The 12,546-nt window shown below is 39.1% G+C and carries 9 protein-coding genes and 1 pseudogene; 6 read left to right on the top strand and 4 right to left on the bottom strand.

Annotated elements, in window-relative coordinates; all coding sequences use genetic code 11:
• Positions 1-127: 127 nt before the first annotated feature.
• The 4 genes and pseudogenes from EDF66_RS11135 to EDF66_RS11145 all read right to left on the bottom strand — a co-directional run bounded on the left by EDF66_RS11135 (position 128) and on the right by EDF66_RS11145 (position 8,267).
• Positions 128-634, bottom strand: coding sequence for a hypothetical protein (locus EDF66_RS11135; RefSeq protein ID WP_132842688.1), 507 nt, complete (start codon positions 632-634; stop codon positions 128-130).
• On the bottom strand, positions 609-4,610 hold the full coding sequence (locus tag EDF66_RS11140) for a DUF6443 domain-containing protein (RefSeq protein WP_243656030.1): 4,002 nt from the start codon (positions 4,608-4,610) through the stop codon (positions 609-611). Before EDF66_RS11140 ends, EDF66_RS11135 begins: the two co-directional genes overlap by 26 nt.
• A 213-nt stretch (positions 4,611-4,823) precedes the next feature.
• Positions 4,824-5,222, bottom strand: a pseudogene (locus EDF66_RS26595) (hypothetical protein); the annotation flags it as partial.
• Positions 5,223-5,234: 12 nt separating this feature from the next.
• Entirely contained in the window at positions 5,235-8,267 is a 3,033-nt protein-coding gene (locus EDF66_RS11145) for a hypothetical protein (RefSeq protein WP_132842692.1), read from the bottom strand.
• 684 nt (positions 8,268-8,951) lie between these two features.
• Here EDF66_RS11145 and EDF66_RS11150 point away from each other — a divergent pair.
• From EDF66_RS11150 to EDF66_RS11175, 6 genes are read left to right on the top strand one after another with little or no spacing between them, the layout of a single operon-like run.
• A complete protein-coding gene (locus EDF66_RS11150) occupies positions 8,952-9,329 on the top strand; it encodes a hypothetical protein (protein WP_132842694.1) in 378 nt (125 codons plus the stop codon).
• A complete protein-coding gene (locus EDF66_RS11155; RefSeq protein ID WP_132842696.1) occupies positions 9,319-9,828 on the top strand; it encodes a hypothetical protein in 510 nt (169 codons plus the stop codon). The genes EDF66_RS11150 and EDF66_RS11155 overlap by 11 nt, the downstream gene beginning before the upstream one ends.
• Positions 9,818-10,462 (top strand): toxin-antitoxin system YwqK family antitoxin, encoded by a 645-nt coding sequence (locus tag EDF66_RS11160; RefSeq protein ID WP_132842697.1) that lies wholly within the window; start codon positions 9,818-9,820, stop codon positions 10,460-10,462. The genes EDF66_RS11155 and EDF66_RS11160 overlap by 11 nt, the downstream gene beginning before the upstream one ends.
• A 2-nt stretch (positions 10,463-10,464) precedes the next feature.
• Positions 10,465-11,706: a hypothetical protein gene (locus tag EDF66_RS11165; RefSeq protein ID WP_132842699.1), complete on the top strand. Its 1,242-nt coding sequence runs from the start codon at positions 10,465-10,467 to the stop codon at positions 11,704-11,706.
• Positions 11,696-12,055: a hypothetical protein gene (locus tag EDF66_RS11170; RefSeq protein ID WP_132842701.1), complete on the top strand. Its 360-nt coding sequence runs from the start codon at positions 11,696-11,698 to the stop codon at positions 12,053-12,055. The genes EDF66_RS11165 and EDF66_RS11170 overlap by 11 nt, the downstream gene beginning before the upstream one ends.
• Positions 12,045-12,539, top strand: coding sequence for a type II secretion system protein J (locus tag EDF66_RS11175; protein ID WP_132842702.1), 495 nt, complete (start codon positions 12,045-12,047; stop codon positions 12,537-12,539). Before EDF66_RS11170 ends, EDF66_RS11175 begins: the two co-directional genes overlap by 11 nt.
• Positions 12,540-12,546: the final 7 nt, after the last annotated feature.

A 12,546-nucleotide genomic window follows, 5' to 3' on the forward strand; every position in this document is an offset into this window, starting at 1 on the left:
GCATAACGATAAGGTGACCAACGCCTATTGACTTCTGCCTTCGGATCAATAACATTCCACCTGCCTATCTCAGCATCATAGAACCTCGCTCCGTAGTCGTACTGGTATTTACAAATTTTATCCGAAATTATTTTCTTATTCTTTTTGGAGTTTTCAACGGTAAAGAATCTTCATTGGTCTCATATATAATCTTAAGAATTTTTCCGTTATTTAAGCATTGTTCAATTTTAGATATTTCGGGCTTCAAATCAGAAATTTCAAATAATTTATATGCTTCCAGGCCGTATATCATAGGTAAATTACCATGATCAATATGTTCTAAATAATAAATTACTCTACAAATCTCTCGTCGGTGATTTTTTGCAAAGTCAGACATTGATATTTTAAATAGTTTCTTAAAATCCCGTTGAATATCATCTTTATCTGGAATAAAAAACGATGCTAGATACATTTTTATAGCTTTCTTATCTGAATTATTTCTTATTAGCCTGTCGCTAATTATTATATTAACATCTTTATCAATTTTATTATACTCAATGCCGATTTGCCCATCTGCATCTTTTAGTAAATACACTTCTTTTTGATTTTGCCATAATAAAATCAAAATACTACTTATTAAAATCAGGCTTTTCATCTCGTTTAATATATCTTATAAGTATAATATTACTTTTATTCGCTTCAGAATTATTTTTTACTCTTTCAGTGATATCAGAAACAAATCGATCCCTACCTTTATTCCCTTTATCGGCGCCAGACAAAGTACAGCATCCAAGAGACCCTACAACTCCACGTCGCCCTTCCGAATTTGTATATGTCCCGCCAACATGGACTTGGATATTACGCCTACCATCTACCTTATCATTATTTTTATTATTTCGATCTCTCAGTTCAAGGCGTCCCCCAGCTTTACCATCCGTCCTCATTACTCCTTGGTATTCGCCGACACTATTTTTTGGTTCAAATGCCAAATTGTCAACTCGATAGGCATTTTTATCATTACCAGCAAAAGTTCCCTCTGGATCTTGAGCAGCTTTTGGTGAATCGCGAGTTACCGAATATTCAGAAACGGTAGATGAAACATCATCAGCAATTGTCATTTGATATAAATTGATTTTTTGATTATAATCAAGCCCAAAGGATTCTGAAGCCACTATTCTAATATAATCTTTACCTATCTCATTCGATGTAATTGTAACTCGTACTGTATCTCCTCTCGGATCAACATTTATAATCGGATTATTAAGAACATAATTGTAAGGAGACCATCTTTTGTATTTTTCAGCCTTCGGATCCAACACGTTCCACCTGCCTATCTCCGCGTCATAGAACCGAGCACCATAATCCAGCTGTCCTTCCAAGACATAAGAACCTCCCAAGGCATGCGTACCCAGATTCAGATCACTCTGCATCTCCTTGCCATTATAAAGATACTTATTATTTACACTCGTTGCAATAGATCTGGTCTTGCCGAACGGATAATAATCCTGCTTCTGAACCACAGACGGAACGGTTGAACTTCCTTCCCGCTTGATCACAGAACGGACATTGCCCAGATGGTCAGCCAGATTATAATGGTAACTGTAAATACCTTCACTGTTCAGCAAAAATCCTTCTTCTGTAGCGATACGCTCGATCTTGGTTACTGCTGTCCCCACTTTACTGTATTCGATACCACCAACATAGTCCTGCTCGGTATCAATACCGTTTACACTGGCCTGCTTTTTCAGTTTAGTGCCTATTGCGTCATATTGGTAGCTGACGGAACGGCCTCCTCCTGTGGCTGTTTTGGGGAGATTGAGGTGATTATAGGTAAAAAGCATATCCGTACGGTCCTTGGTCGCATTGCCGTTCAGGTCATAAGTGAATGTTCCTGTAAGCCCGCCTGTAAGACTCAACAACCTATTGCTCTTATTGGTATTATTGTAGGTATAGGTGATCGGACTTCCGGTATCGCGGATCAGTGTTCTGATATTGCCCATATCATCATAGGTCAATGTCTCGCTCATCACCGTACCGGTACTGATTCCCTTCTTCAATCTGTTTAACCCATCATAAGTGTAGGTAAACGTACTATTTGTCGTAGCGGCATGGCCCCATAACTGCTGCGCAATATTACCGTTGTACTGCGCATTGGAAATGACAGCTGTGCCTGCACTGTTCAGGTTGTAGTTCAGCACATAGCTGAACTGGGGCGATGTGGCTTTGGTAGTCCAGCCACGCTCGTTGTAACCGTAAGCTACACTGCTCAGGAAATTGGTACCACCGTTTTCACTGTGGATACTTTTACTTTTCAGCTGCCCGATTTCGTTATAGGCCAATTTGCTCTGTAAAATCTCATCCTGTGTATTGACTCTTTTCTTAGTGGTCAACAGTCTGCCAACATGATCATAGCTATTGGTCGTCAGGATCGTAGTTACCTGTGCGGATCCATTGATTCGGTGCTGCTTTTTACTGCTCACCAGGTCTCCCGGGAAATTGTAGGTATTGGTCACCCTGTCAACTCCTCCCAAATGGTTGTCTGAAACTGTTTCCACAGCACGTCCACGCCTATCATAATAGTTCACCGTCAATAAGGGCAGTGTGCCGTCGTCCTTACGTACTCTTGATCCGGTCTGTAAACCTTTGACCATATAGGTACTGTCCAGACCGGTTGTAGCCGCCAGTACTGTAGTGGTTTTATAACTGTAGTCATCGTAGTAGTTGACCGTTAGCTCCAATAGCTGCGTAGCTGTACTGGGAAATGAACTATTGGTATATGAGGTACCGCTACGGGTCTCCCACTGCGGGGCAACGCCATCGGCTAAAGCCTGTACCTGTGCTCTTGTCGCTTGATCTGCTGCTGTATTGGTATAGATACCTGTACTCGTCACGCGCTCAAAGGGATCATACTTGACATAGCTCCACTTTTTGAGTGCGCGCTGCACGGCATCCTGGCTCAGGATAAGCTGGTCATTCTTGTTGTATACCAGATACTCCCAACCTTTGCCCGGGATCTTCTTTTCAATGAGCCTTCTTCTGCCATCATACCTGTACGCATAGAGCAGCTCGTTGAAGTCTGTACTGTTATCGGTAACTGCCGTGGCTGTATATCCGGGAGGGATCACATAGCGCAGATCGCCAAAGTCATCGTACACATAATGGGTCTCCAGCTTCTTGGTGCCGGTTTCCCAGATACGTTTTAACACAACACGGCCTTCAAAGTCTTTATATTCTTCTACACTACCCTGTTTTCCCGTGGTATTCACCCAGTTCTCGTCTTTGATAACGGTCTTATACAGTTTGCCCGCAGCATAGAAAGCTGATGTGGCTCCGGTACCGGCAGTGTTGATGTTCCACATCCTGACGTCGTCTGCTGCATTGGTACCATACTCGCTAACTACAGTATGGCCTGTCGTGGAAGTGGTCACAACTGCTGTTCTATCAGCTGCTGGCTGCCAGCCTAATCCGGGAGACCCCTGCTCGGTAATCCGATTTAAAGGGCTGTTTTCAAAGACTGTGACCGCGTAGGGATGATCTGTTTTTTTGACATGGACATCCCAGGTATTGGCCGCAGCATAGTAGGCCTGCTGGTCTGCACCGGCAGTGGTCTTGAATCCACCGTCCTTAACCGTGTTTTTTGCATACGGCAGATATTTCATGCTTTCTCTGCCAAATCCGTCATAGGCTATGTGCTGGACAAGGTCATTTTTTAACGGACTGCCCTGCCAGTCAACAATCTGCATGGGTCTGCCCAGACCGTCAAAGTAACTCACTTTGATATTCACACTGTCAACAGGCTTGCCTGTTAAGGCCGCTGTGGTTTTATAGTTTGGATTTCTGACGGTACGCTCAATGATATAGTTCTGCTCGGAACTGCCGATAGCTGCAGCAACAACCGCAAAGTTGATAACTTTGGTACTGGAGCCTGCGGCATTGTAGGCTGTGACCGTATAGTTCGTCGCTACTTTGGCTGCTGTAGGTATTCCGGAGATCTTACCTGTGCTCTGGTCAAAAACCAGACCTGCCGGAAGTGCGGGACTGATGCTGTAACCGATACCGGACCAGGATCCACGTAACAGATGATTTTGCGTATCGCCGATATATAACCGCGTGCCATAATAAAGAACACCTTCCGGTCCCTTAAATGTTGAGGATAACGGACTGCCGTTGTCGCTGCCAGCAGCTCCGGTCCCCGCATAAATGCTCACTGCTCCTGCTGGGGTGATCTTACGGACCACATTGCTGGCATCACTGACGTAGACATTGCCCGAACCGTCCACCGTAACACCCATCGGATTGGTGAAGCCCGTGGCAAAGGTCGTAACAACACCTGCCGGGGTGATCTTGCGGATATTGCCGATCACATATTCGGCAACATAGATATTCCCCGATGCGTCGATTGCCAACCCTTTCATCCCGTTGAAACTCGCTGCTGTACCGGTACCGTTGACCGTACCCTGGCTACCGCTGCCGGCAAAGGTAGTGACTACGCCTGCTGGGGTTATCTTACGAATACGTAGGTTTCCTTCATCGGAAACATAGATATTGCCAGAAGCATCCACGACCATCCCGGACAGCGCATTGAAACGCGCGGCAGTACCTGTTCCTTCAGCATAGGCTCGGATACCCACGCCCCCTGCAAGTGAGCTGACTACGCCTGCAGCGTTGATCTTGCGGACAACAAAATTACCCCGGTCACTGAAATAAAAATTACCAGATGCATCGCGGGCGATACCATTGGGGGTGTTGATCGAGGCTCCCTCGCCTGTGCCATTGACATGGGCAGCGGTACCGCTGCCAACGAAGGTGCTCACAACTCCTGCTGGGGTAATCTTACGGATACGGTGGTTATAATGGTCGCAGACATAGATATTGCCCGAAGCATCGGCAGCCATTCTCCCCGGAAGATTAAACCGAACTGCAGTTCCGCTACCATTGACGTAGCCACTGCTACCTGATAATCCGGCTACGGTGAACACATCTCCGTTGGCATATACAGCGCCTCCACTGTTACTAGGTACATAACTGATGCTCTGACCAACCGATATGCTCGGAGGAATGGTATAATTGATAGTGGGAAGTGCAGGCAGGGCCAGCGGCGCTACCATAAAATTTGCTGACTGGAGCATCAACGATTTTAAACGGATGCTATCGACCTGTGTACTGTCAATGTTTTGGGAATATGATCCCCCGACCTGAATCAGCGACAAAAAGAAGAGTAGGCTTTTGGTTATTCTTTTCATAACGGTTCTTGCTTAATTGGCACGGTAATGATAATCCATAGCTCTGGTAACATCCTTAAACTGATCTAACACTGCTTTTAAACGCTGCATGCCATCGTACTGATAATACTCAGTCACCCCTCTTGCATCGCTCTTGCTGGTCATACCGACCAACGGCTTATACGTGTAATTTGTAACCATAGCTTTGGAAAGATTTACATGGTTGCGAAGTTTTGTCGCTGCATTTTTGATCAACGTTTCCATAACAGCTTCGGTATGATTCGGATTATTCAGATTATCTATCTCAGCCTGAGTAAGTACAATCAGTATTTCGGAATAGGTAGCATTCGTAATCTCAAGAATAGGATATTGATGATTATAGCCCCATATATAAACTTTTATGGCACCATCTAAACTTTTTACTTCTCTTGGATTACCTAAGTTATCATAAGATAAAATCTCCATTAACTTATATATTGGGAAATTATAATTAGAGATATATTTTCTAAATGGGAGTGGTCTATTTGAAAATAATTTAAAGGTATTTCGTTCCAGATTTTTAAGGAGATTACTGCTATAGCTTACTATTTGAATTGGTGTTTCAACTTGATGATGATTAGCTTTATTTAATTTTTTAATACCTTCTAATTCTTGAGGCTCCAAATTTCCTCCAATTAAAACAAGACTATTTATATCATCTGGATAATAATAATTTGTTAAGTCGACACTACCATCACTATTATAAAATTTTACTGATGAGGGAGATATAACATAGCTACTGTTATAATTAAACTTAGTTCTTTTTACAATGTTATTATCTAAATTAAACTGTATTTCTGATATAGAATCTAATCTAGATGCACCACTTTCTAAATTATAATTAAATGCCCGAACTGAATTCCAAGGTAATCTCCAATCACTGTCATTCGTGCTACCTCCTTCAACTAACTCTTCCACATACTTTTGATATTGAGAATCTGACGTGACAATGCGTTGTCTACGATAATATGTGATTTGAGGTATCAACTCACGCTTTAAACCAATATACTCATTACTAACACTTTTAACAGGTTGATAGATATTAGAACTTTTAATGTAATCTGTCTTGTTTAATAACAAAGAGGTGCTGTAAAAATTTGGAATAAATGTATCAAAATTATATGTCTCATTAGTTCTATTATCGCTAAAATATTCATTACGGATTTCATATAAAGGTAAAGAATAGCTGTAAACTGTCTTACCAAGATTATTATCAGCAACATCTTTGATGTACTCGGTCACTTGACCATAATATACAGGTTGTCTGTAACCAATATTAATATAACCTTTGGGCTCTGAAAAAAATTCTCTATAACGATATCTTTTTGCTTCAGTTATAGTAGCCGATTGGTTTGCATACATAAGTATTCCATTAGGACTAGGTATTTCAGAGACTAGAAACGATACCATATAATCACTTTCTTGTGGTAGCCATAATAATGAACCTACACCGTTTTCTGTATAACCATATTTATACTCTTTAACAAAATGATTTGTACCATCACTATTGTTTATCGTTTTGATTCTCAAGCCTGGTCCGTACTTATTTGTGCCATAATGATTATAAACATTTGCCTCATATGTAAAATCTGAAAAACCACGACTTGGATATTCAATTCTTTTTAACATCCCTATCACTTTTTGTGAAAAATCAGGTTGTCTTCGAATATCACTACCTAAGGACACATAATTACTAACATTATAAGGATATTGAAAATGACTGATCTTGTTAATAGGAATAAGGTTACTATTAACATTTGTATTTGCATAACCCCAATAATCTTTACCATAACAATACTCCAGTAAACTATTTCCATTTGCATTACCACTATAATAATCAAATAAAAATCTTTCTGGATAATTATTTAAATTATCTCCAAAAAATGCAATCTCTTTTATTGAAATACCTTGATTATTTGGGACTGTAAAATTTTTTCCAATTACATCTTTATAAAAAATTTTTATTGATGAAATATTGTGATTTTGAATAGATTTCAAATTGATTTCAGATAAACTGTAATTATTTGTATTATAAATAAATTCTGCAGAACCATTGCTAAAGTCGATTGACGAGACATAGTAAACAAATGCAAAATCATTTTTAATTGTATTTGAAATTTTAAGAACATATTCGCTATTTGGCTGCGGGGACGAATTAGTTTGATTAACTCCGTACTCATACCAATAATCTCTTAAAGTAGCTGTAGTTCCATAGGATAAATTTCCTGCTAAAGAGCTATTATCCGAAGTTTTAACATTACCATATTTAAATCGTATATATTCTTTATTTGGCGTTTCTATTTTGGCTAGGTACCAAGACATAATACCATCATTAGTTCCTTGATAGTGCTGAGCAGCACCGAAAGTTAAATTTGATTCAACAATAGATCCAAAAGTATAACTAACCCCGTCCTGATCTATTATACTAAAAATATTATTTTGATATGTAACTTTGTAAGGAAAATAATTCAAAAAGGTTATGCTACCATTCGTTCTGATGACAAAAGATGTTGAAATGTTTTTAAAGTTTATATGGTAAATATCATATTCAGTATCTAATGTATTTCGATAAGGGTTCTCACCTGCTAATTGAAGACGTCTCTCAAATTTTTCTCCTCTAGTATACTGAGCATCGGAAGAAATTGGATTAAAATAATCTATATTTTCTTCCATAGCATCCGCAGATCGTTGTGGTTTTAAATCTGAGATACCTTTAATTTCTCTAGTAATTAAACCATAAGCATCTAATTGCCAATTCAGACCAATCTCGGAGAAATTCAGATCTACTTTTCTGCCCGAAGCATGATATTTTGCTGCGATAGGCAATTGATACTCTTTGAGATTAATGCTGATTAACGGGATACTTATTTCGGGCAAACCTGTACTATGATTAACAGGATATTCTCCAAATTTCATAAATGAGAAAGCTTGAGGAGATGGTGGAATATATTTAGAATATTGTGAAAATGTAGCTTTATTTATTAGAAATAAAAGAAAAATAAACAAATAATACTTAATATGTTTCATACTTTATACACATTTAAATAAAAGTTATATAATATAATTAACCAACCACATCATCAAAATGATAAGCAACTGAAAATAAATATTTAATCTAATCTTAGATTATTGGGAATGGCTTGATTAATAATTGGTTCTGAAAATCAAATATAAAAAAAGTATTTAAATTATTATCTAAGTTTATAATTATTTTTCCATTACCTCAATAATAATCAAGACTATATGTATCAATTAGATAAATCCTGAAAAGTTCTTAATTTACTTAAAGTCAAAATTGTCTTGATGATCAAGCATAGTAAGACGTATCCCCTAGTTCATAAAGTCCAGCCATAGAATTGGTATAGGTAAATCATAAGCTCATGGTTTATCACATCTTGCCATTTTTTGATACTTCAACTCCACTTTCAAGTTTCAGAATTTACAGCTATCAGTAATAATATTTCTTTATGTACATAAAATATTGATTTTCTAAGTTTTAAACCAAAGAGAATGGATCTGAGTAATTGCCGTTTGAAAACAGAATTAAATTTATATCAAATATTATATTCTCTTTATAAACAACTGGAAGTCAATTAATAAAATAGTTTGAGAAAAGCAACTTAAGCTGGTTATTACTTATTCAAACAAGAATCTGACAACCACTAATTTGATCTAAAAATTACATATATTTGCTTTATTAATTATATCCATATGAGAAGTATTATCTTGATCGTTACTGTATTCATGACCAGTTTTTTTTCCTGTTCGGAATTTGTTGACTACCCTTTGGAGAAAAAGAGTGTCAATCTTATCGGGCCTAAAAGTGATCTGATCACGTTGGATACAACACTAACTTTTCTTTGGGAGAAACATATCGATGCCACTTCTTACCGTTTGCAGATTGCTACGCCTAATTTTGAATCTATTGTACGCCTTCCTATTGATTCAGTTATAACAAAAGATTATGTTGAATTAACGCTTAAACCGGGCACGTACGAATGGCGCGTCCGCCCAGAAAATCGTGGTAGTGTCGGCATTTATATCTCTCGTAAGTTGGTCATTCTCGATAAAAAAGTTGATGAAAAGTAAAGCGACTACTTATATCTTAATAGCTGCTGTTTTGGGTGTCTGGGGGTTTATCTTGACGAAAATTTTCAGCTCCCTATCCGACAATTCGGATATGCCCGTTACGGCTAAAAAAACATTCAAGGAACAACCTGTGAATCTGTCTTTCTATAGCAGTAAAAAAACAGGAACCTTGCTTTTGGATTATGCTGACCCGATGTTGCACGATCTAGCTGTGCGTACAGCGGACCTCCCGATAGAGCCTTCCCGACAGAATTCAGTAACTGACTACATCCCTCCTGCACCAGTGGAGATGGAACCACAGATTGATGTGCAATACCTTGGTTTTATTGAGAACCTAGAGGATAAACGTCCGACAGCCATTGTCAATATACAGGGCATGCAGTACATGATGAATAAGGGTGAACAGCAGTCAGGTGTGCACTTGGTGAGCATTAATAAAGAATATTTAAAAATAAAAATTGGGGATAAGACCAAAACCATCTATAAAAATGAAAATTAAGTTACTCTTCTATACGCTATTACTTTCTTTCAGTAGTCCGGATGCTTATTCACAAAGTAAGGATCTTCCAATTTTTACACGCTTCACCATTATTAACGAGGATGGCACTAAACATGTCTTTCATGCGGATAATTTGAAGTACCGTGCCGTCAGCGAAAAGACCTATACCTGGTACTCCACGAATATGCTGCATACGACCATGGGTGGTTATTCAGGAAAGCTCCTCTATGGACAGTTTACAACTTTTTTCCCTAATAAAAGCTTATCTGAACGGGGAAATTATGCTTTTGGTATGAAAGATGGTATCTGGAAAAGCTGGTATGAAAACGGTAATTTAAAAAAGGAATCCCAATGGTTAGCGGGCATCGAAGAAGGTCCTTTTATCGAATATAATGAACAGGGAAAATGGCGCAAACGTGGTCACTTTAAAGATAACCGTTTACATGGTATTATTGAGGAGATCCAAAATGACAGCATCAGCCTAAGCTATTACGCTTATGGGAATGCCATTACGAAGGATGAATACCTTGATAACAATATCTTTCGGAAATCCGGAAAATTAATCGGTAATAAGATCAATCAGTGGTTCAGAAAGAAGGATAAGCAGGAAACCGCTCCTACAGCTAGCGAATAATTATGCTCCGTTCATCTGCCCTGTATCTTGTACTGGTTATCTCATTCATCGTTTCCTTAATTTTAGGAAGCATGATTTATATGGCTTATTTTTTTCGCGATCAGGAATCACGTTTCCATAGACAAGATATGCTCCGCCAACAGATCGATGCAGGATACCAACTCGCTTCTTCCCGGGATTTCCCATCTGTACGGGACAGCATGTTGAATCATGTGCTCATGGAGGGCGATGCAATCCAATTGTCGCGTTATGAATGGGGTCTTTACGATATTGTTTCTGTAAAATCACAGATACAGCAAGATAGTATGCAGCAGGTCGCTATGATTGGTCAGCTTCTTACCGATTCGACCGTTCTGTATATTGTTGATGAAGACCGACCTTTGTCAGTCAGCGGAAAAACAGTGATTAAAGGCAATACATTTTTACCAAAATCCGGTATCCGTCCTTCTTATGTTGACGGCGATTATTTTCAGGGCTATAAAGATATTATTGAGGGTAAGATGGGCGACAGTGACCGCAAGATGCCATCAGTGGTAGAAAACCGGTTACAATACATTCAAAGTCTGCTTGTGTTTGACAGCCTTCCCTATCCTGAACTTCCTGGGGGCACTATAAAAGCTGCTTTTTCCGCTGGAACGCAAACTTATCGTGTTTCAGGGTCATCCTTTATACAAGATAGTTTAACCGGCAATATTATTGTCGTATCCGATACAACCATTCGTATTTCATCATCCAGTCATCTGGATGATATTATCGTGATTGCTCCAAGTATCCGTATCGAAACCGGTTTTAAGGGAAATGCGCAATTTTTCGCCACAGATTCGATCGTCCTAGAGGAAAAAGTCAACCTGCTTTATCCATCAACAGTTGGATTAATTTCTGAGAAGGACAGCAATTCAAAAATCAGCATTGGTAAACAGTGTGAACTTTCAGGAACGGTTTTTCTTTATGAGAAAGAACGATCTGACATCCCTCCGATTGCCAGTTTTGGAAAAGACTGTCGCGTTGAAGGAGATCTCTTTATTACCGGTCTATTAGATTATGCCAAGGGTTTTCAGGTCTCAGGTAAGATCGCCTGTTATCGCTTTCTGTATAAGAGTCCTTCGTCTCTCTATGAGAATTTTTTGGTTGATGTGACTTTTGACCGATCAAAACGTTCGCCTTACTTCATCAGCTCGTATCTGCAAAATAACGATAAAGGGAAAGTGTTTAATAAACCGATTAAATGGTATCATGAAATTTAAACTGAACCATACCGTCCGTGCCTCCTCTCTGGTTGAAATCTTGATTTCAATGGTTATTCTCTTGCTTGTTTTCGGGATTGGAATGATGATCTTTACGAACCTCGTCCGTTCATCTAAAAGTAAACAGTCTAAAGTGATTGCCCATGAGATGGCTGTACTAACACATCAGGCGTTAGGGGAAGATCAGGAACAGCAATTTGAGAAAGCGGGTATTTATTATACGGTAGAGCAGGAAGATTTTTCGACCTATTCCGATCGTGTACGGATTAAAGTGACAGCACAATTATCCGACAACGGAAAGATAATTGATAGTTTGATAGTGATAAAGGAACTGGAACATGCAAACTAAAAAACTAAAGGCCTTTACACTTATGGAGCTCAGTATAGCGATGTTAATTGCGGCAATCTGTATCGGGATGGCATTTTATATGTTCCAGTTTTTCCAAAGGCTCTATTTAAGTCAGCAGCGGGAAAAGCAGGAACAATTCAGCTTCAGTCTATTCCAGCATTTGCTAAAAAAAGATATGGATCAGGCCCAAGCAGTTTTTTATTCGGAAAACGAACTGCAACTCTTGGACAGTGCTGGAACTGTACGTTATGTTTTCAGTGAAAATTACATCGCACGGGATCATTACCAACAACAAACGGATACTTTTAATTTCAAGACATTGGCTATTGATGGTCTATATCGCAATACCTCACGCCCAAGTCCAACCTGTATCGATGAATTTCAGGTAACGGTGATTTACGATAAAGAAGAGCATAGCTTTATCCTGGATAAAAAATATGCTGCTCAACAATTGATGCAGATTGCGAATACTAAACAAGATTAAAAACAAG

It is taken from the genome of Sphingobacterium sp. JUb20 (assembly GCF_004342035.1).
GTDB lineage: Bacteria > Bacteroidota > Bacteroidia > Sphingobacteriales > Sphingobacteriaceae > Sphingobacterium > Sphingobacterium anhuiense.

Coding starts and splice junctions, on each gene's coding strand:
- EDF66_RS11175 (WP_132842702.1), top strand. CDS start 12,045: ATGCAAACTAAAAAACTAAAGGCCTTTACACTTATGGAGCTCAGTATA.
- EDF66_RS11155 (WP_132842696.1), top strand. CDS start 9,319: ATGAAAAGTAAAGCGACTACTTATATCTTAATAGCTGCTGTTTTGGGT.
- EDF66_RS11160 (WP_132842697.1), top strand. CDS start 9,818: ATGAAAATTAAGTTACTCTTCTATACGCTATTACTTTCTTTCAGTAGT.
- EDF66_RS11170 (WP_132842701.1), top strand. CDS start 11,696: ATGAAATTTAAACTGAACCATACCGTCCGTGCCTCCTCTCTGGTTGAA.
- EDF66_RS11165 (WP_132842699.1), top strand. CDS start 10,465: ATGCTCCGTTCATCTGCCCTGTATCTTGTACTGGTTATCTCATTCATC.
- EDF66_RS11145 (WP_132842692.1), bottom strand. CDS start 8,267: ATGAAACATATTAAGTATTATTTGTTTATTTTTCTTTTATTTCTAATA.
- EDF66_RS11135 (WP_132842688.1), bottom strand. CDS start 634: ATGAAAAGCCTGATTTTAATAAGTAGTATTTTGATTTTATTATGGCAA.
- EDF66_RS11150 (WP_132842694.1), top strand. CDS start 8,952: ATGAGAAGTATTATCTTGATCGTTACTGTATTCATGACCAGTTTTTTT.